The following is an 18,201-nucleotide window of genomic DNA, read 5'->3' as shown; positions in this document are numbered from 1 at the left end:
GCACGAGGGCTGCTCGTTCTGCGCGAAAGTGCTCGAAAGTGTGCTTGATCGAGCACTTGACGGCAGGATCGCGCGCTGGTGCGATGTGTACCGCTCAAGCTGACTGCCCATCGGAATCCGCAGCCCTCCGAGGAGGAACCCCCGCATGCGATCCGTCCTGCCGCGACCCGGCAGCCCCGGTTTCCGCCACACCGCCACGAGTCTGGCCGTCCTGCTGGTGGCGGCCGTCTTCGCCGTCCTCGGCCCGGTCCCGACCGCCGGCGCCACCACGGCCGGAAACGTCTCTGGCGTCACCCGCTCCGGCGACACCTTCACGGTCACCACCACCGGCAAGCCCACCGCCCGGATCACCATGGCCCGGGCCGACATCTTCCGGATCTGGCTCTCGCCGGACGGCACCTTCACCAACGACCCGGCCGGCTCCGACCTGGCGGTCAAGACCTCGTTCGGCACCGTCGGCGCCACCCTGACCGACGCCGGCGCGTACTGGCGGATCGGCACCTCCGCGATCAGCCTGCGGATCAACAAGGCGCCGCTGACCTTCGCGCTCTACCGGGCCGACGACACCACCCTGGTCTGGGCCGAGTCCCAGCCCACCAGTTGGACCAACCAGCAGACCACCCAGTACCTGGCGCGCGGCGCGGACGAGCAGTTCTACGGCACCGGCCTGCACCTCGGCGAGTGGGCGCTGCGCGACAAGACCGTGCCGGTCGCCGTCTCCAACCAGTGGACCGAGGGCACCAACGCCAGCCCGGCGCCCTTCTACATGTCCACCAACGGCTACGGCGTGATGCGCAACACCTGGGCCGCCGGCTCGTACAACTTCGGTGCCCCCACGGCGCTGACGCACAACGAGAGCCGCTTCGACGCCTGGTACTTCGCCGGGAACTCGCTCAAGGACGTGCTGAACGGCTACACCGACGTCAGTGGAAAGCCGTTCCTCGCCCCCATCTGGGGGCTGGAGTTGGGCAACGCGGACTGCTTCAACGCCTCCAACCCGACCTATCAGGGCGACCACAACCGGCTGCGCCACCAGACCACGCCGGACGTGGTCGGCTACGCGACGGACGCCCGCAACGCGGACATGCCGTCCGGCTGGTTCCTGCCCAACGACGGCTACGGCTGCGGGTACACCGACCTGCCGAGCGCGGTGAGCGGGCTGAAGACGAAGGGCTTCAACACCGGCCTGTGGACCTCGACCGGCCTGTCGAGCATCAACTGGGAGGTGGGGAGCGCCGGTTCGCGCGCGGTGAAGACCGACGTGGCGTGGATCGGTGGCGGCTACAAGACCGCCTTCACCGGCGTCCAGCAGGCCGTGAACGGCATCGAGAACAACTCGGACGCGCGCCGCTTCGTCTGGACCGTGGACGGCTGGGCCGGCACCCAGCGCAACGCCGTGGTGTGGACCGGTGACACCAGCGGGACGTGGGACGCGATGCGCTGGCACGTGCCGTCGATCGCGGGTGCGGGCCTGTCGGGCCTCAACTACGCCTCCGGCGACATCGACGGCATCTTCGGAGGCAGTCCGCAGACCTACGTCCGCGACCTGCAGTGGAAGGCCTTCACCCCGGCGTTCATGACGATGTCCGGGTGGGGTCCGACCAACCCCTCGACGGGTTACAGCGACAAGGAGCCGTGGCGGTTCGCGGACCCGTACCTGTCGATCAACCGCAAGTACCTGCAGCTGAAGATGCGGCTGATGCCGTACATGTACACCATGAGCAAGACCGCCACCGACACCGGCGTGCCCGCCACCCGGGCGATGGTGCTGGAGTACCCGAACGACCCGGTGGCGCGCGGCAACCAGACCAGCGGTCAGTTCATGGCCGGCGACTCCTTCCTGGTCGCGCCGGTGGTCAGCGACACGGCGGTGAAGGACGGCATCTACCTGCCGGCCGGCAACTGGACCGACTACTGGACCGGCAAGGTCTACGCCGGTCCGGGCTGGCTGAACGGGTACGCGGCGCCGCTCGACACCCTGCCGCTGTTCGTCAAGGCCGGTGCGATCGTGCCGATGTGGCCGCAGATGAACTACACCGGTGAGAAGCCGGTCTCCACGCTGACGTACGACGTGTACGCGCGCGGCAACTCCTCGTTCAGCCTGTACGAGGACGACGGCCTCACCCGGGCCTACCAGACCGGCTCGTCCGCCCGGCAGCAGGTGGACGTCACCGCGCCGGCCGCCGGCAGCGGCGACGTGGTGGTGTCGGTCGGCGCCAGCACCGGCAGCTACACCGGCAAGCCGGCCGCGCGCGGCTACGAGTTCAGCGTGCACAGCGCCGCCGCGCCGAGCGCGGTGCGGGTCGGCGGCAGCACGCTGCCCGCGCTGAGCGGCAAGGCGGCGTACGACGCGGCGAGCACCGGCTGGTACTTCGACGCGGCCGACCGCGGCGGCGTGGTGTGGGTGAAGGCCGGCAGCCAGTCCGGCGCGTTCACGGTCACCCTGAACGGGGTCACCGTGCCGGCCGGCACCGCGATCCCGCAGACGAGCGGCCCGATCGCGCAGAGCGCCTGGAAGCTGGTCTACGCCGACAGCCAGGAGACCGTGGGCGAGAACGGCGCCGCCGCCAACGCCTTCGACGGCAACAGCGGCACCATCTGGCACACCAAGTGGTACAACGGCGCCGCCGCGCTGCCGCACGAGATCCAGATCGACCTCGGCGCGCGCTACGACGTCGACAGCATGACCTACCTGCCCCGGCAGGACGGCGGTGTGAACGGTCGGATCGGCCAGTACGAGGTGTACGTCTCCGACTCCACCACGAGCTGGGGGACACCGGTCGCCACCGGCACCTTCGCGGATACCGCCGCGGCGAAGAAGGTCGCGTTCACCGCCAAGAGCGGGCGTTACCTGCGGCTGCGGGCGCTGACCGAGGCCGGCAACCGCGGGCCGTGGACCAGCGTCGCGGAGATCACCGCGACCGGGCGGCCCACGCCGTAGCCGGTGCACCGAGATGGTGCCGCCGGGGTCCGGCCGCCCGTGTCACGGGCGGCCGGACCCCGGCGCCGTCGTGTGGCGAGAGCGCCCGCGGTGGCTAGGTTGGGGACATGGCAGCAGCTGAGGTGGCGGAGCGGGAGGGGCGCTGGCGGAACGCCGGCCTGGCCCTGCGGGCCGCGGCGCACGACCCCAAGCACCTCCCGGAGTACCTCGCGCTGCTCGCCGTCCGGGCGGAGGGTCCGCTGGCGAAGGCCGAGGCCGAGGACCGGGACGTCGCCGAGGTGATGAAGCGGGGCATCCGGGTCACCGTCGCCGAGGGCTCGATGATCGGCGGGCCGTTCATCCTGCTGGTCCCGGTGGCGTTCTGCGCCTCGCTGCTCGCGCAGTTGCGGATGGTGCTGGAGCTGGCCGCGCTCTCCGGGGCCGACCCGGAGGACGAGGCGCGGGCCGCGGAGCTGCTGGTGCTGCAGGGCGTCTACCCCGACGAGGACGCGGCCCGGGCCGGCCTGGTCGGCATCACCCTGCCGGAGGAGGACCCGGAGGAAGCGGAGGGCGAGCAGCCCAAGGTGTCGATGGGACTGCTGCGGCGGATGGCCTACCTGCTGGGGCTGCTCGGGGTGGACGACCCCGGCAAGGGCCGGGTGCGGCGGGCCTTCGGGTGGCTGGGGATCGGCATCCTGCTGCTGATCGGGTTCGTGCTGCCGATGGTGTGGATCCCCGCGATGGGGTACTTCACCCTGCAGGCCACCCAGTCGATGGGGCACCGGGCGCAAGCCTATTACGGGCACCCCGAGACGCGCGGGCAGGGACGGGGGAAGGCGTACTGGCGGCCCGGCGCGGTGGCGCTGGCGACCCGGACGCTGATCGCGGCGATCCTGCCGGCGATCGCCTTCCTGGCGGTGATCACGGCGGGGATCGACCTGGTCGGCAGCCGGTGGGGCACGGCACTGGTGATCGCGGCGGCCGTCGGCATCGCGTGGGAGCTGCGGCGGGTCGTCCACCGCTGGTCGAAGTCGAAGCCGAAGTCGAAGAAGGACCCGAAGCGGGAGCCGAAGGAGCCGGAGGAGGCGCCGAAGGAGTAGCCGGAGGAATGACGGCGGATCGCCGGACAGCAGGGCCCGGCCGCCCGCACCGCCCACGTCCTCGACGGCACCCCCGCCGACCTGGGCACCAGGGAGTGGCGCGCGCTCAGGGCGGTCTGAGGCCGGGCGGCGCCGGCCGGGGCGTCAGGAAGCCGAGTCGGAGCCGCGGCCGGGGCCGGGCGGGGCTCCGGTGAGGTGGCGCAGGCCGGTCAGGGTGAGGTCGAGGGCGGCGAGGAACTGCTGCTTGTCGTCGTGGCCGTCGAACTCGTCGACGATGTCGTGAAGGAAGGGGTACTCCGCGGCGTCGAGGGTGCGCCAGGTGTCGGCGTAGCGGCCGAGGTACTCGTCCCGCTCGACCATGCCGTCGAGCACGGCCTCGGGGGGCTCCTCCTGGCCGAGGCCGACGGCGCTGCTGACGAGGACGCCGGCGATGGCCGTCACGGCGTGGAAGCGCTGCAGCGGGGTGAGCGGGAGCCGGAGGAGCTGCTGCCCCAGGACCTCGTAGATCCGCAGGGAGTTGCCCGGGGCGTCGATGTTGCGCATGAAGCGCGAGCCGAGCCAGGGGCGGTCCACGACCGCGTCGAACAGGGTGGCGGCCATCGTCCGCAGGTTGTCGACCGGGTCGCCGTCGCCGTCGCCGGTCCGGCGTTCGATCTCGGTCAGCACGCCGCCGAGGACGTGGTCGACGGCGCGGTCGAGCAGGTCGTCCCGGCTCGACACGTACCAGTAGATGCTGCCGACGCCGGTGCCGAGCCGGCTCGCGAGGGCCCGGAGGGTGAGGGCGGGTTCGCCCGACTCGTCCAGCAGGGCCACGGCGGCGGTGAGGACGGTCTCCATGGAGTGCGAGGCGCGCCGGCGTTCCCGGGACGGACGGTCGGCGGGGCGCGAACGCGGACGTGTCATGCCCAACATCCAATCACATTTGCAGAATTATCGAACCTGGTTCTAGTGTAGAACACAGTTCGATAATCCGCTGTGCTCCCGCCCCGAGAGGAGGCCGCCATGACCGGCACCGGTACCGTCACCGCCACTGCCGCCGCACCCGCGGCACCGCGCACCTACCCGTCGCTCCGCGCGGCATGGATCCCGCTGGCCGCGCTCTGCCTGGCCTTCTTCGTCGAGATGGTCGACAACACGCTGCTGTCGATCGCGCTCCCCACCATCGGCCGGGACCTCGGCGGCGGCACCACCGCGCTGCAGTGGGTCACCGGCGCGTACTCGCTGACCTTCGGCGGCCTGCTGCTGACCGCCGGATCGATCGCCGACCGGTTCGGCCGCCGGCGCGTGCTGCTGATCGGCCTCGCCCTGTTCGGGCTGCTGAGCCTGTGCGTCGTCGCGGTCACCGGCGCCGGGCAGTTGATCGCCCTGCGGGCCGGACTCGGCATCGCCGCCGCGGCGATGGCGCCCATCACCAACTCGCTGGTCTTCCGCCTCTTCGACGACCAGGCGCTGCGGATGCGGGCGATGACCGTGATGATCGTCGTCGGCATGTCCGGCTTCGTCCTCGGCCCGCTGCTGGGCGGCACCGCCCTGGCCCACGTGAGCTGGCAGTGGCTGCTGCTGGTCAACGCCCCGGTCGCGCTGATCGCGGCGATCGGCGTGCGCCTCGGCGTGTCGCCCGACCGGCCCGAGGACCTCACCCGCGACCGGCTCGACCTGCCGGGCGCCGTGCTGAGCGTCGCCGCCATCGGCCTCGCCTGCTACTCGCTCACCAGCGGGGTCGACCACGGCTGGCTCTCCGTCCCCACGGTGGCCTCGGTGCTCGGTGCCCTCGCCGCGGGCACCGCCTTCGTGTGGCACGAGCGGCGCACCCCCTCGCCCATGCTGGACCTGGGGTTCTTCTCCGACGGCACGGTCCGCGGCGCCGCGATCGCGCAGATCGGCACGGCCATCGCGATGGCCGCCGTGATGTTCGGCCTGATCCTGCACTTCCAGTACGCCTACGGCTGGAGCCCGGTCCGGGCCGGACTGGCGAACCTCCCGATCATCGTCACCATGCTCGCCGCGACACCGCTCTCCGAAGGGCTCGCGAAGCGCTTCGGCCACCGGGTCGCCTGCCTGGTCGGCGCGGCCTGCCTGTCCGGCGCGCTGGCCGGCCTCGCCTGGGGCGTCTCGCACGGGTACCTCGCGATCGCGCTCTGCATGGTCGTGATGACCATCGGGCTGCGCACCGTCATGACGATCTGCGCGATCGCCCTGGTCGAGGCGGTGCCGAGCAACCGCACCTCGATCGGCACCGCCCTCAACGACACCGCGCAGGAGGTCGGCAGCAGCGTCGGCACGGCCGTGGTCGGCACCCTGATCGCCGTCCTGGTCACCACCCGGCTGCCCGCCGGCACCTGGGACGGCGGCCTGGTGACCTCGTTCTTCCACGGGGAGCGGATCACCTACGCCGTGCTCGCGGTGGTCGTCGGACTGGTCACGGCCGGCGGCGCGCTCACCCTGACCGACTCCCGCAGCACGGACGAGCACCCGGCCGAGGCCGATTAGCGGCGGGTGAAGGTGTCCTGGCCGACCATGGTGGACTCCCAGCTGTCGGGGGCGTCCGCGGAGCGGGTGAGCAGCCAGCCGGCGGTGATCCGCTCCTGGTCGCCGGCCCGGTACTCGCCGCTCCAGGAGGTGACCGAGCCGGCGTCGGCGTCCTCGTTGCGCCAGGCGACAGTCCAGCCGATCGCGGTGCCCCGGCCGGCCTCGCGCAGCGGGTCGAACCGGCCGACCAGCGGGTACGTGCCGGCGGCCCGGCCGAGGGCCGAGGTGTAGGTCCCGGTGACGCCTCCGGACGGGTCGGTCTCCAGGTGCATGTGCGAGCCCTGCTCGCTGTACCAGTCGCCGGCGATGCCCACGGGTCTCCTCCTGGGTTCGGTGCGGGTTCGGTGTCGTTTCCGGGAACCACTGTGCCGGTTCGGGGCGCCCGCGTGGGGGCGGCGCGCGGTCGGGGACAATGGACCGTCGACCACGAGAGGGAGTGCGCGTACCGTGTCCGAGAACCGCGAGGCCAGGCGGCTCGATCTGTTGTCCGACTGCGGAAGCTGCTTCGGGCTGTGCTGCGTGGCGCTGCCGTTCGCCCGCTCGGCGGACTTCGCGGTGAACAAGGACGCCGGCAAGCCCTGCGGCAACCTCGGCCAGGACTTCCGCTGCGGCATCCACCCGCAGCTGCGGGAGAAGGGCTTCACCGGCTGCACGGTCTTCGACTGCTTCGGCGCCGGCCAGAAGGTCTCCCAGGTGACCTTCGGCGGCACCTCCTGGCGGGAGGCGCCGCAGAGCGCCCCGCTGATGTTCGAGGTGTTCCCGGTGGTCCGGCAGCTGCACGAGCTGCTCTGGTACCTGGACGAGGCGCTCGGGCTGGCCGCCGCGCGCAAGGTCCACGGTGAGCTGCGCCGCGCCCAGGACGAGGTGGACCGGCTGGCGGGGGGCAGCGCCGAGGAGCTCGCCCGGGCGGACGTCGGCGAGGTCCGGGCGCGGGTCAGCGAGCTGCTGCTGAAGGCCAGTGAGCTGGCCCGGGCCGCCGTGCCCGGCAAGAAGCGCAACCACCGCGGCGCCGACCTGATCGGCGCCCGGCTGCGCGGGGCCGACCTGCGCGGGGCGAACCTGCGCGGGGCGTACCTGATCGCGGCCGACCTCGCCGGCGCCGACCTGCGGCTGGCCGACGTGGTCGGCGCGGACTTCCGCGACGCCGACCTGCGCGGGGCCGACCTGACCGGCGCGCTCTTCCTCACCCAGGCGCAGCTCAACGCCGCGCGCGGTGACGCCGCCACCCGCCTCCCGGACCACTTGGCGCGTCCCGCGCACTGGTGACCCGCGGGGGGTGAAGGGGGCGCGCGGTGTCCTTTCGCGCGCCACCCGGCGCACGGGGGCGCTAATTCGCGGCGATCAAGTCCGGTGGGGCGTATGGTCATGAACTTCCCGATGGGGACAGGAGGTTCACCTGCGATGGGACTGTTCAAGGACACACCGCCCAGCGAGCACCCCGACTACACCCAGCTGCGGTTCATGGCGGCCGGCTCGCCGTCCTGGTGGAAGCAGAACCGGCACAAGGTGCTGGCCGTCGGCGGGCTGCTGGTCGGCTTCTGGCTGGCCGGCCACCACGACGCGGCGCCGGACACCGGCGTCCCGGCCGCGACCTGCAACGCGGTTCGCTAGCAAGACAGTTGCGCAGCCGGCCGGTGCTGTTCCGGCTGCTCGACCAGCCGCGCACGGTGTGGACGCCGGCGCGGCGCAGCGGGACCGAGCCCGGCCGCCTCGCGGCGATCGGCACCCGGCTGGAGGGGGCGCCGGTGGACGCCGTACCGGCCGGGCTGCACGCCGAACTCGCGGAGGCGCGGCTGGTCGCCCGGCACGGTGCGACGCCGTGGTGGCTGCCGCCCCTGCCGCCGCTGCCGCACCCGGTCCGGCGCCGGCCGTTCGGCTCCGAGGAGCTCCGAGTCGGCGCCGGACCGGGACGTCACGCGGCGGTGCGGAGGGCGGCCAGGGTCTCCTCCAGCGCCGCCTCGGCATCGCCGCGCGGACGGTTGAACGGCAGCCGGGAGAGCGCCGCGCCCATCGCACACGTGTTGCTGACCGCCGAGAACACCAGACCCGCGCCGACCGCCGCACCCAGCCGGCGCAGACCCGGCACGGCCCGGTCGCCGAGGACCGCGAGCACCACCAGCGCACCGGCCGCGAAGCGTACCTGCCGGTCCATCGCCCACACGGCGCGGGCACCCGGCGTACGGGCCAGGGCCTTGCCCGCCGACGCCCAGGCGGAGGTGCCGCCCTCCACCGAGCGGGCCTCGACGCCGGCCGCCGCGAGTTGCGCGCAGGCGGTGGCGGCGCGGGCGCCGGAGGCGCAGACCACGGCGATCGGCCGCCGCGCGGCGGCCCCGCGCAGCGTCGGGAGCGCACGTTCCAGGCGGTCCAGCGGGATGTTCAGGGCACCGGGGATGTGACCGGCCGCGTACTCGGCCGGGGTGCGGACGTCGATCACGGTGGCGCCGGTCAGCTGGGTGACGGTCAGGAAGGAGGACACGGGGGGCCTTTCGGGGAGCTACCGGGGTACCGGTGGCTGGGAGAGGGGTCAGAGGACGGCGTCGGCGAGCATCAGGGCGGCGACGGCCAGCAGGGCGGACGCGAACACCCGCTGCAGGGCGCGGCCGGAGACCTTGGCGGCCAGCCGCTTGCCGTCCCACGCGCCGAGTACGGCGGCCGCCGCGAACGGGCCGACCACCGCCCACGGCACGTCGCCGGCCGCGCCGAGCCGCGGGACGAGCGCGGCGAGGGAGTTGGCGGCGATCACCAGCAGGCTGGTGCCGGTGGCCTCCGCCATGGAGAGCGCCAGGCCGGAGACCAGTGCAGGCACGGCCAGGAAGCCGCCGCCGACACCGAGCAGCCCGGTGGTCAGGCCGAGCCCGGCGCCGGTCAGCGCCGTCCGCCCCCGGCCTGGCGTGCCGGAACGGGCGGAGGTGGGACGCGGCTCGGACACGTCGGCCGCTGCCGCTGCCGCTGCCAGTCGTGCTGTGTCGGACGCCGCCGTGCGGGTCGGTCGGGCGGGGTTCGCAGGGGTGTCGGAGGCGTCGGTGCGCGCCGTCTGCGACGTCGCTGCGGGGGCTGTGCCGGTGGCCGGCTCGGCGAGCGGGGCGAGGCCCGGCGCCGGGGCGGCCCCGGCGGGGGCCGTCGCGTGGTCCGGCCGGGCGATGCCGGGGGCGGCGTGCGGGGCGTCGCTGCGCGCGGTGTCCGACGTCGCTGCGCGGGTGGCGGCACCGGCCGGTACAGGCTGGAGCTGCCGGGGTGCGGGCGCCGGTGTGCCGGGGGCTGTCGCGTTGCGGGCCGCCGGGGTGCGGGTCGCCGAGGTGCGGGTCGCCGGTTTGCGGGTCGCGGCGAGCATGCGCCAGGCGGCGAGGGCCGCGAGGGCGGCGAAGGCGGCGGTGAGCAGGGCGGCGGGGGCGTGACCGGAGAGGGTGCCGCCGAGGGCGGCGGCGGGGAGTCCGGTGGCGGTGAAGAGGGCGCCGGTGCGCCAGCGGACGCGGCCGGCACGGGCGTGGGCGAGGAGACCGGACGCCGCGGTGGCGGCGACGATCAGCAGGCCGGCGGTGGCGGCGGTGGCCGGTCCGACGCCGAGCAGGTAGATCAGGGCCGGGACGGCCAGCATGCTGCCGCCGCCGCCCAGTCCGCCGAGCGCGAGGCCGACCACCGCGCCGGCGGCGAGCGCCAGCAGGACGGCTGTCATGTCGCGGGCCCGCAGGGACAGCCGGTGCCGGAGTGCGTGGGCAGGCCGGCCTGCCGCCAGGCGCGCATGCCGCCGGTGACGTCGAGCACGTCGATGCCGTGCGCGGCGAGGAGCCCGGCGGCGACCAGGGACCGGTTGCCGGAGCGGCAGATCGCCAGCACGGTTCGCCGTCGCGGGAGCCGGGTGCGGGGGGTGAGCTGTCCGAGGGGCAGCAGCAGGGCGCCGGGGGCGTGCTCGCGGGCGTACTCCTCGGGTTCGCGGACGTCGAGCAGGAGGGCGTGGCCGCCCTGGGCGAGCCGGTGGGCCTCGGCGGGGGTGATCCCGCCGGGGCCGGTCGGGGGACCGGACCGGGACATGGGGGCTCCTGGTGGTTCGGGTGGTTCCGGGTGGTTCGGGTGTCGATCCCCCGTGGTCCGGTGTCCCGGGGGAGGCTCGGGAAGATACCGGTGGGGGTATATCGTTGGGCCGAGCATATACCCCCACCGGTATCGGACGACGAGGCCGGACGCATCACACCGAGACGAGGACGCCGTGTACTTCGCCCAGCACTACCTGGACTGCCTCTCCCAGGCCTCCTACCTGATCGCCGACGAGACCACCGGACGGGCCGTCGTCGTCGACCCGCGCCGCGACGTGGACGAGTACCTGGCCGACGCCGAGGCGCGCGGCTTCACCGTCGAAGGCGTGATCAACACGCACTTCCACGCCGACTTCCTGGCCGGCCACCTCGAACTCGCCGCCCGCACCGGCGCCTGGATCGGCTACGGGCGGCGCGCCGAGACCGAGTACCCGATCCGCCGGCTCGCCGACGGCGAGCGGATCGGCCTCGGCGAGGTGACCCTGGAGATCCTCGACACACCCGGCCACACCCCCGAGTCGATCAGCATCCTGGTCCGCGAGCGGGCCGCCGACCCCGTCCCGTACGGGGTGCTCACCGGCGACGCGCTGTTCGTCGGCGACGTCGGCCGCCCCGACCTGCTGGCCTCGGTCGGCGTCACGGCGGACGAACTCGGCCGGATGCTGTACGACAGCGTGCAGCGGCGGCTGATGGCGCTGCCGGACGCCGTCCGGGTCTTCCCCGCGCACGGCGCCGGCTCCGCCTGCGGCAAGAACCTCTCCGCCGAGCTGTCCTCGACCATCGGCGAGCAGCGGCGCACCAATTACGCCTGCGCGCCGATGGACGAGGACGCGTTCGTGGCCATCGTCACCGCCGGCCAACCCGCCGCACCCGGCTACTTCGGCTACGACGCCGACCTGAACCGGCGCGAGCGCTCCCTGTTCGACGCCGGCGCCGCCCGGGCGGGGGCGCTGACGGCGCAGGAGTTCCTGGCCGCGCGGGACGGCGGCGCGGTACTCGTCGACGCCCGCGATCCGCAGGCGTTCGCCGCCGGCCACCTGCGCGGCGCTCTGAACGTCCCCGCCGACGGCCGGTTCGCCGAGCAGGCGGGCACCGTGCTGGACCCGGCCGCGACCCTGCTGGTGCTGGCCCCCGAGGGCCGCGAGCCGGAGACCGTCACCCGGCTGGCCCGGATCGGCTTCGACCGGGTCGCCGGGTACGCCGCCGACGCCGAGGCGGTGCTGCGGGCGGCCGGCGGCGAGGTGCGGCCCGCGCCGCGCGTCACCGTCGCCGAGCTGCGCAGCGGTCTCGACCGCGCGGAGGACCGGCCGGTGGTGGTCGACGTCCGCGGCGAGGGGGAGCGGGCGCAGGGCCGGATCGAGGGCTCGCTGCACCTGCCGCTGGCCGAACTCCCGCGCCGGCTGGCCGAGATCCCGGCCGACCGGCCGGTGGTGGTGCACTGCGCCGGCGGGCACCGCTCCTCGATCGCGGCGAGCCTGCTGCGCCACCACGGACGCGCCGACGTGGCCGACCTGCTGGGCGGCTACGGGGCGTGGGAAGCGGCGGGCGGCCGTTGAGGGAATCGTCCGGGACGGGCCTCGGTTGATACCCGTACGGGTATGTCCCGGATCAGGTGAGGAGAGAAGCGATGCAGGTGGACGAGGAGGCGGTCGGCCCGGTGCTCAACCGGCTGCGGCGGGCCCAGGGCCAGCTGGCCGGTGTGATCGCGATGATCGAGGCCGGCCGGGACTGCAAGGACGTGGTCACCCAGCTCGCCGCGGTCTCCCGCGCCCTGGACCGGGCCGGCTTCAAGATCGTCGCGAGCGGGATGCGGCAGTGCCTCGCCGAGGCGGAGCAGGGCGGCGCCCCGATGAGCGAGGCCGAACTCGAGAAGCTCTTCCTGGCTCTCGCCTGAGGCCTCCTGCTCGGCTCCTGCGCCACGCACCTGCCGGGACCACGCAGCCGAAGACGGCAGTGTCGGTGCCGCCCTCCAGGTGGGGGAGCACCCGGCGCAGGTCCCCGTCGACCGAGGTGGTCGCCTTGACGGCGATCAGTCCTTCAGCGCTTCAGGGCGCGGTAGTGGCGGGCGAGTCGGGTGAGGCGGGCGGGGTCGGCGGTGGAGTTGAGCTCGTGGACCAGGTCGTCGGGGCAGAGCTGGTAGTGCTCGCCCCAGTAGCGGCGGACCTTGTTGTCCCAGATGCGGTAGCCACCGGGCACGCCGCGGGCGACGTAGCGGCGGCGGCTCATCGGCGGGGCCGCGTGCGGGGGGAACGCATGGCGGTCAGTATGGCGGGACTGCCCCTGGGTGCCCAGCGAATTCGGCGGCGTTCAGGCCAGGGTGAGGAAGAGCTTCTCGAGTTCCGCCTCGGTCATGGGCGGGGTGCCGGCGTCGGCGTTGGCCAGGCACTGGCGCATGCCGCTGGCCAGGATCTTGAATCCGGCGCGGTCCAATGCCCTTGAGACGGCGGCGAGTTGGGTGACCACGTCCTTGCAGTCCCGGCCGGCCTCGATCATCGCGATCACGCCGGCCAGCTGGCCCTGGGCGCGGCGCAGCCGGTTGAGCACCGCGCCGACCGCCTCCTCGTCGACCTGCATGGCCTTGTCCCTCCTCGCGTCACGCTCCGGATTCAGATCATACGTGAGGGGGTATTCGCCCCGACCGGCCGCGGGGCCCCGCCGTCCGGGCCGGGGCGGCGCGGTGCGGGGACCGGGGGGTGCGACTCGGCGCAGGTCCGGCCGGCCGGTCCGGTCGGGAAGCGCTGGGCGTCCACGGCGGCCTGGGCGGCGGTCGCGAGCGAGCGGCGGTCCGGGTGGGTGCCGCCGGGGATCGGCGGGCACAGCTCCAGTTCGGCTTCCAGTCCGCGTACCGCGGCGACCCGCCAGAGCGAGGGGAGCAGCCCGTCCTCGCCGACGAAGGCGGGCGCGGTGGTCTCCCGGCCGTCGGCGAGCCGGTAGGTGATGACCATCGGCTGCACCGCGGCGCCGGACCGGACGGCCGCCTCGAACAGTGCCGGCCGGAACCGTCCGCCGTACCGGCCGCACCAGGTGGAGCCCTCGGGGAAGACCACCACCCGTTCGCCCGCGGTCAGCGCCGCCGCGACCTCGGCGACCGTGCGGGGCAGGGCCCGCAGCCGGTCGCGGTCGATGTAGACGGTGCCGCCCCAGGCGGTGACCGGTCCGAGCAGCGGCCAGCGGCCGACCTCGGTCTTGGCCAGCATCCGGCCGGGCCGCACCGCGGCGACCAGCAGGATGTCCAGCCAGGAGATGTGGTTGGCGACCATCAGCGCGGCCCCGGACGCCGGGGGCACGCGGCCCGCCCGGACCCGGATGCCGAGTGCGCCCAGCAGCAGCCGCGCCCAGCTCCGCACCAGCCGTTCCACCGGCAGCGGCGGCAGCGGGCGGCGCCAGACGCGGACCACCGGCGCCGCCGCGATGCCCAGCAGCAGGACGGTCAGCAGCGCGACGAGGCGCAGCACCCGCCGGGGTGCCGCGACGGTCGGCCCGGCGGCCGCCCCGGCGACGCACCCGCCGGGTGTGCACGGGGCGGTCGGCAGCCAGGCGCTCACGGCGCCGGCGTCCCTGCGGCGGTGTCGCCGACGGTGCCGACGGTCGCGGCGGCGGACAGGAAGTGCCGCAGGTAGCGCGGGTCGGTGCGCTCCAGGGAGAGCAGCACGTACAGGTCGGCGACGTCGAAGTCCGGGTCGTGGGCGGGCTCGCCGCACACCCAGGCGCCGAGCCGCAGGTAGCCGCGGAGCAGGGCGGGCACCGGGGTGCGCCCGGCGCGGGCGATGCCGGTCGGGTCCCACGGGCGGTGCGGGGTGACCCGGTACTCCTCGGGCGCCAGGTACTTGGCGGAGACCGCGTCCCACACTCCGGCGGCGGTGGCGCCGCCGTCCGCGAGCGGGACGGAGCAGCAGCCGGCGATCCAGGTGTTGCCGGTGTCGGTCAGGTAGCGGGCGATGCCGCCCCACATCAGGTTGATCACCGCGCCGTTGCCGCGGTGCTCGAGCCGGATGCAGGAACGGCCGACCTCGACCAGTCCGCTGCGCAGGCCCGCGAGGCGGGTCAGGTCGAACTCGGTGTCGGAGTAGAGGCGGCCGGCGCGGACGGCCTGCTCCGGACGCAGCAGCCGGTAGGTGCCGACGACCTCCTCGGTCTCCCGGTCGCGGACCAGCAGGTGGTCGCAGAACGCGTCGAACGCGTCGACGTCCAGGCCCGGGACGGGGGTGTCCAGCACCGCGCCCATCTCCTCGGCGAACACCTGGTGGCGCAGCCGCTGGGCCGCGCGCACGTCGTCCTCGTCGCGGGCCAGCGAGACGGTGTACCCGGAGATCGGCCGGTCGGCGGCCGGGCGGTCGGCGGCGCGCGCCGGGCGGGCGCCGGGCTGCGCGGGGATCCGCGCGGCGGGGGCGGCGCCAGTGGTGGGGGCGGCGGTCCCCGCCGGATCGACGGGACGTACGGTGGGGCGGGCGGGCGCAGTGGTCATGGCGGACTCTCCGTGATCGGACGGCGGGCTCGGTGGACCTCGATGGACCCCGGTGGAAGCGGGCGGACGGCGCGAACCTGACGCGGGAACCGGCCGCGGGGACCGCCCGGATCGGGCCGGTGTGCGGGCCGGGCGGTTCGCGTCCCCCGTATGTCTCCCCGATCCGGCTGGAATCGAGATGGCCGCCCGAGGGATTTCGGATGTGCACCCGCTGAATGGCAGGAAGTGCCCTCCGGGCCGTCCGCGCAGGCCCGAGTGATCCGGTCAACCTCCGGTCACCTGGCGGTCGTTGGCGCTTCCACCGGTGGACATCGGGGCCTGTCACCGTTCCCCGCATGCCGAACTGGGCCCTGACTGCCGAGCCGCGCTGGTGCCGATGGTCGGGGCTGGCGGGTTCGCTCGCGCTGGCCGCCGGCGGCCAGCGCTCCGGCGCCCTCCCGCGAGGCCCGGGCGCCTCCCTGGACGGGCCGCCGTACCTCGGCGGAGGGGTGGCGCTCACCTGGTTCGGGGTCGCCCTGCTCACCGCTGCCTGGCTGCTGCTCGGCCGCTCGGTCGCCTCCGGCCGTACCCCGCCGGTCGCCTCCGGCCGTACCCCGTCGGTCGGTTGGCTGTGCGCCACGCTGGCCTGCTGGGCCGCGCCGCTGCTGCTCGCCCCGCCGCTGTTCAGCCGCGACGTCTACAGCTACCTCGCCCAGGGCGCGCTGCTGGACGCCGGACTCGACGTCTACACCCACGGCCCGGCCGACCTCGGCGGCCCCGAGGCCGACCAGGTCCCCGAGGTGTGGCGGCACACCCCCACGCCGTACGGGCCGCTGTTCCTGCTGCTGGCCCGGGCCGCGCACGGCTGGGCGGGCAGCGATCCGGTCGTCGGGCCGATCGCGCTGCGGGCGACCGCGCTCGTCGGCACGCTCGCCCTGGTGGCGCTGCTGCCCCGGCTCGCCCGGGCCTGCCGGGTGGCGCCGCAGACCGCGCTGTGGCTCGGCGCGCTCAACCCGCTGCTGCTGCTCCACCTGGTCGCCGGCGCCCACAACGAGGCGCTGCTGCTGCCGCTGCTGCTCGGCGGGCTGCTCGCCGCCCGCCGCTCGCCGGTGCTCGGCGCCGTCCTGGTCACCCTGGCCGCCCTGGTGAAGGTCCCGGCGGTGCTCGCGCTGCCGGCGGTGTGGTGGCTGGGCCACGGGCGCACCGGCCGGCGCGGCGGGCTGCTGGCCGGCGCCGACGCCGCGTTCGCCGTCCTGGTGGCGGCGGTCGCCACCACGGTGCTGGTGACCGCGGTCAGCGGCACCGGTTTCGGCTGGCTGGACGCGCTCGGCACCCCCGCCTCGGCGGGCAGCTGGTCGCCGGTGACCGCCGTCGGCCGGCTGGTCGCCCGCGGCTTCGCCGAACCGGACCGGGTGGTCACCGTCGCCCGCTGGGCCGGCTCGGCGGTGGCCGCGGCGGTCTGCGCGGTGCTCGCCCACCGGGTGGGGACGGGCCGGCTCGGAGCCGTGCACGCCACCGGCCTCGCGCTCGCCGCGGTGGTCGTCCTCGGACCGGCCGTCCGGCCCTGGTACGCCCTGTGGGCGGTGCCGCTGCTCGCCGCGGCGGCCGGCGGCACGGTCCGGATCCGGTGGTGGACCGCGGGCGCCTGCGCGGCGCTGGCGTTCAGCGTCTTCCCCGACGGCTGGACCCCCGGCGGCCGGGCACTCGGGCTGGCCGCCGCCGGGGTGGTGACCGCCCTGCTGGTGGCCGCCGGCGCGGTGCTGCGACCGGACCGCGCCGTCGCCGACGTGAAGCAGCCCGTCGACGTGGAGCAGCCCGTCAAGGTGGAGCAGGCCGTCGGGATGCCGCTGGTCCGGGCCGCCGGGCGGGCCGCCCGTTGAGGATCGCACCCACCACCACCGCCGGCCGGATCACCACCCTGGCCGCCGCCGTCACCGCGACCGCCGTGGTCCTCGCGGTCATCCCGGGCCACCGCGGCTGGTTCGACGTCGGCGTCTACTACGGCACCGTGCACCACTGGCAGCAGACCGGCGCGATCTACGACTACCTGCGGCCCGGCACCGTCTACGGCTTCACCTACCCGCCGTTCGCCGCGTTCTGCATGCTGCCGATGCTGCTGCTCGGCTGGCACCCGGCCGTCGCGGTCAGCGTCGCGCTCAGCACGGTCGCCACCGCCCTGCTGCTGTACTGGACGGTCGACCCGATCGCCCGCCGCCAGGGCTGGAACCGCTGGTACGCCTTCGGTCTGAGCGCCTGCCTGTGCGCCCTGCTCAACCCGGTCCGCGACACCGTCAGCTTCGGCCAGGTCAACCTGCTGCTGGTGGCCCTGGTGCTCGCCGACTGGAAGCTGGCGCAGGGACGGTGGAGCCGGTGCGCCGGCATCGGGATCGGGCTGGCCGCCGCGTTCAAGCTGACCCCCGCGCTGTTCATCGGGTACCTGCTGCTCACCCGGCGGCGCGCCGCCGGGGTGGCGCTGCTGGTGGCCGTGGCCGCGACCGCCGTGGGCCACCTCGCGGCGCCGCGCGAGTCCGGCGCGTTCTGGACCCGGGCGCTGTGGGACACCGACCGGGTCGGCGCCTTCGGCTACATCTCCAACCAGTCGCTGCAGGGCGGCATCGCCCGCCTCGGCCCCGAACTGCCCGGCCGGGCCATCTGGTTGGCGTCCTCGCTGGTGGTACTGGCGGTCTGGGCGTACCGGGTGCGGCTCGCCCACCGGGCCGGCGACCGGCTCGCCGGGTACGCGCTCACCGGCACCGCCTGCTGCCTGGTCAGCCCGATCACCTGGGTGCACCACCTGGTCTGGCTGCTGCCCGCCCTGGTGGTCCTCGCCGACACCGGCCTGCGAAGCCCGCAACGGGCCAGGCGCCGAAGGCTGTTGACCGCCTTCTGGACGGCCCAGGCGGTGCTGTGCAGCGGTGTGGTCTGGCTCTGGTGGAACGTCCCGGGGCACGGGATCGGTGTCCTGCTCGGCGGCAACGCCTACCTGCTGATCGCACTCGCGCTGCTGGTCGGCATGCCGATCCGCGGCCGGACCGGGGAGCCGGCGGTCGTGTCCGCCGGGGAAGCGGTGGACGCGGTGGCCGGCGCCGGAGGCGGCGCGGCGCCGGCGGCGGTACCCGAACCCGTCGGCGTCCCGGCGCGGCGCTGAAGGGGAACCGGAACCCGTGACCGCCGGGC

At 74.7% G+C, this 18,201-nt stretch carries 17 protein-coding genes and 3 pseudogenes; 10 read left to right on the top strand and 10 right to left on the bottom strand.

Translation table 11 applies throughout. From position 1 onward, the window contains the following. Nucleotides 1-145: 145 nt before the first annotated feature. Both ABEB06_RS07535 and ABEB06_RS07530 read left to right on the top strand, forming a co-directional pair. Nucleotides 146-2,941: a TIM-barrel domain-containing protein gene (locus tag ABEB06_RS07535; RefSeq protein ID WP_345696020.1), complete on the top strand. Its 2,796-nt coding sequence runs from the start codon at nt 146-148 to the stop codon at nt 2,939-2,941. Nucleotides 2,942-3,048: 107 nt separating this feature from the next. Further along, the gene (locus ABEB06_RS07530) at nt 3,049-4,020 is read left to right on the top strand and encodes a hypothetical protein (protein WP_345696019.1); all 972 of its coding nucleotides are present in this window, start codon (nt 3,049-3,051) and stop codon (nt 4,018-4,020) included. Between the two features lie 144 nt (nt 4,021-4,164). On the opposite strand, the gene ABEB06_RS07525 is transcribed toward ABEB06_RS07530, so the two are convergent. Then, nucleotides 4,165-4,857: a TetR/AcrR family transcriptional regulator gene (locus tag ABEB06_RS07525; RefSeq protein ID WP_345701762.1), complete on the bottom strand. Its 693-nt coding sequence runs from the start codon at nt 4,855-4,857 to the stop codon at nt 4,165-4,167. 165 nt (nt 4,858-5,022) lie between these two features. Here ABEB06_RS07525 and ABEB06_RS07520 point away from each other — a divergent pair, with 165 nt between their 5' ends. Next, nucleotides 5,023-6,510 (top strand): MFS transporter, encoded by a 1,488-nt coding sequence (locus ABEB06_RS07520; protein WP_345696018.1) that lies wholly within the window; start codon nt 5,023-5,025, stop codon nt 6,508-6,510. Here ABEB06_RS07520 and ABEB06_RS07515 read toward each other — a convergent pair. Then, nucleotides 6,507-6,863: an avidin/streptavidin family protein gene (locus ABEB06_RS07515; RefSeq protein ID WP_345696017.1), complete on the bottom strand. Its 357-nt coding sequence runs from the start codon at nt 6,861-6,863 to the stop codon at nt 6,507-6,509. The genes ABEB06_RS07520 and ABEB06_RS07515 overlap by 4 nt on opposite strands. A gap of 133 nt (nt 6,864-6,996) precedes the next feature. Here ABEB06_RS07515 and ABEB06_RS07510 point away from each other — a divergent pair, with 133 nt between their 5' ends. From ABEB06_RS07510 to ABEB06_RS39310, 3 genes and pseudogenes are all read left to right on the top strand, one after another. Beyond that, nucleotides 6,997-7,815 (top strand): pentapeptide repeat-containing protein, encoded by an 819-nt coding sequence (locus ABEB06_RS07510; RefSeq protein WP_345696016.1) that lies wholly within the window; start codon nt 6,997-6,999, stop codon nt 7,813-7,815. A gap of 135 nt (nt 7,816-7,950) precedes the next feature. Beyond that, a complete protein-coding gene (locus ABEB06_RS07505; protein ID WP_345696015.1) occupies nt 7,951-8,160 on the top strand; it encodes a hypothetical protein in 210 nt (69 codons plus the stop codon). A 23-nt stretch (nt 8,161-8,183) separates the two neighbouring features. Further along, nucleotides 8,184-8,369: pseudogene (locus ABEB06_RS39310) on the top strand (hypothetical protein); the annotation flags it as partial. 92 nt (nt 8,370-8,461) lie between these two features. On the opposite strand, the gene ABEB06_RS07500 reads toward ABEB06_RS39310, so the two are convergent. The 4 genes and pseudogenes from ABEB06_RS07500 to ABEB06_RS07485 form a co-directional block, all read right to left on the bottom strand. Beyond that, nucleotides 8,462-9,025, bottom strand: a complete 564-nt coding sequence (locus ABEB06_RS07500; RefSeq protein WP_345696014.1) for a rhodanese-like domain-containing protein — start codon at nt 9,023-9,025, stop codon at nt 8,462-8,464. 48 nt (nt 9,026-9,073) lie between these two features. Continuing rightward, nucleotides 9,074-9,499 (bottom strand): annotated as a pseudogene (locus tag ABEB06_RS07495) (TSUP family transporter); the annotation flags it as partial. A 306-nt stretch (nt 9,500-9,805) separates the two neighbouring features. Continuing rightward, nucleotides 9,806-10,222: pseudogene (locus ABEB06_RS07490) on the bottom strand (TSUP family transporter); the annotation flags it as partial. Beyond that, nucleotides 10,219-10,578, bottom strand: coding sequence for a rhodanese-like domain-containing protein (locus ABEB06_RS07485; protein ID WP_345696013.1), 360 nt, complete (start codon nt 10,576-10,578; stop codon nt 10,219-10,221). The pseudogene ABEB06_RS07490 and the gene ABEB06_RS07485, both read right to left, overlap by 4 nt. 175 nt (nt 10,579-10,753) lie before the next feature. On the opposite strand from ABEB06_RS07485, the gene ABEB06_RS07480 reads away from it, so the two are divergent. Together ABEB06_RS07480 and ABEB06_RS07475 are read left to right on the top strand one after the other, a co-directional pair. Next, nucleotides 10,754-12,136, top strand: coding sequence for a rhodanese-like domain-containing protein (locus tag ABEB06_RS07480; RefSeq protein ID WP_345696012.1), 1,383 nt, complete (start codon nt 10,754-10,756; stop codon nt 12,134-12,136). 71 nt (nt 12,137-12,207) lie between these two features. Continuing rightward, on the top strand, nt 12,208-12,474 hold the full coding sequence (locus ABEB06_RS07475) for a metal-sensitive transcriptional regulator (protein WP_345696011.1): 267 nt from the start codon (nt 12,208-12,210) through the stop codon (nt 12,472-12,474). A gap of 143 nt (nt 12,475-12,617) precedes the next feature. Here the strand turns inward: ABEB06_RS07475 and ABEB06_RS07470 are convergent, their stop codons facing one another. The 4 genes from ABEB06_RS07470 to ABEB06_RS07455 form a co-directional block, all read right to left on the bottom strand. Next, entirely contained in the window at nt 12,618-12,806 is a 189-nt protein-coding gene (locus ABEB06_RS07470; RefSeq protein ID WP_345696010.1) for a hypothetical protein, read from the bottom strand. 81 nt (nt 12,807-12,887) lie between these two features. Continuing rightward, nucleotides 12,888-13,154 (bottom strand): metal-sensitive transcriptional regulator, encoded by a 267-nt coding sequence (locus ABEB06_RS07465; protein WP_345696009.1) that lies wholly within the window; start codon nt 13,152-13,154, stop codon nt 12,888-12,890. Between the two features lie 32 nt (nt 13,155-13,186). Further along, on the bottom strand, nt 13,187-14,125 hold the full coding sequence (locus ABEB06_RS07460; protein WP_345696008.1) for a lysophospholipid acyltransferase family protein: 939 nt from the start codon (nt 14,123-14,125) through the stop codon (nt 13,187-13,189). Beyond that, nucleotides 14,122-15,045 carry a GNAT family N-acetyltransferase gene (locus tag ABEB06_RS07455; protein ID WP_345696007.1) on the bottom strand — a complete coding sequence of 308 codons (924 nt, stop codon included), beginning with the start codon at nt 15,043-15,045 and terminating at the stop codon, nt 14,122-14,124. The genes ABEB06_RS07460 and ABEB06_RS07455 overlap by 4 nt, the downstream gene beginning before the upstream one ends. 335 nt (nt 15,046-15,380) lie before the next feature. Between ABEB06_RS07455 and mptB the strand changes: the two genes are divergently transcribed. Both mptB and ABEB06_RS07445 read left to right on the top strand, forming a co-directional pair. Beyond that, complete coding sequence (gene mptB, locus ABEB06_RS07450; protein ID WP_345696006.1) at nt 15,381-16,904, top strand: polyprenol phosphomannose-dependent alpha 1,6 mannosyltransferase MptB; 1,524 nt, start codon at nt 15,381-15,383, stop codon at nt 16,902-16,904. Next, complete coding sequence (locus tag ABEB06_RS07445; RefSeq protein ID WP_345696005.1) at nt 16,901-18,172, top strand: glycosyltransferase 87 family protein; 1,272 nt, start codon at nt 16,901-16,903, stop codon at nt 18,170-18,172. Before mptB ends, ABEB06_RS07445 begins: the two co-directional genes overlap by 4 nt. The last annotated feature ends 29 nt before the right edge of the window (nt 18,173-18,201 follow it).

This window comes from Kitasatospora terrestris, from assembly GCF_039542905.1.
Taxonomy (GTDB): Bacteria; Actinomycetota; Actinomycetes; order Streptomycetales; family Streptomycetaceae; genus Kitasatospora; species Kitasatospora terrestris.
The sequence above is the reverse complement of the archived record's forward strand: the minus strand, read 5'-3'. Positions and strand labels throughout refer to the sequence as shown.

Coding starts and splice junctions, on each gene's coding strand:
- mptB (WP_345696006.1), top strand. CDS start 15,381: ATGCCGAACTGGGCCCTGACTGCCGAGCCGCGCTGGTGCCGATGGTCG.
- ABEB06_RS07530 (WP_345696019.1), top strand. CDS start 3,049: ATGGCAGCAGCTGAGGTGGCGGAGCGGGAGGGGCGCTGGCGGAACGCC.
- ABEB06_RS07535 (WP_345696020.1), top strand. CDS start 146: ATGCGATCCGTCCTGCCGCGACCCGGCAGCCCCGGTTTCCGCCACACC.
- ABEB06_RS07520 (WP_345696018.1), top strand. CDS start 5,023: ATGACCGGCACCGGTACCGTCACCGCCACTGCCGCCGCACCCGCGGCA.
- ABEB06_RS07455 (WP_345696007.1), bottom strand. CDS start 15,045: ATGACCACTGCGCCCGCCCGCCCCACCGTACGTCCCGTCGATCCGGCG.
- ABEB06_RS07505 (WP_345696015.1), top strand. CDS start 7,951: ATGGGACTGTTCAAGGACACACCGCCCAGCGAGCACCCCGACTACACC.
- ABEB06_RS07485 (WP_345696013.1), bottom strand. CDS start 10,578: ATGTCCCGGTCCGGTCCCCCGACCGGCCCCGGCGGGATCACCCCCGCC.
- ABEB06_RS07475 (WP_345696011.1), top strand. CDS start 12,208: ATGCAGGTGGACGAGGAGGCGGTCGGCCCGGTGCTCAACCGGCTGCGG.
- ABEB06_RS07465 (WP_345696009.1), bottom strand. CDS start 13,154: ATGCAGGTCGACGAGGAGGCGGTCGGCGCGGTGCTCAACCGGCTGCGC.
- ABEB06_RS07525 (WP_345701762.1), bottom strand. CDS start 4,857: ATGGAGACCGTCCTCACCGCCGCCGTGGCCCTGCTGGACGAGTCGGGC.
- ABEB06_RS07470 (WP_345696010.1), bottom strand. CDS start 12,806: ATGAGCCGCCGCCGCTACGTCGCCCGCGGCGTGCCCGGTGGCTACCGC.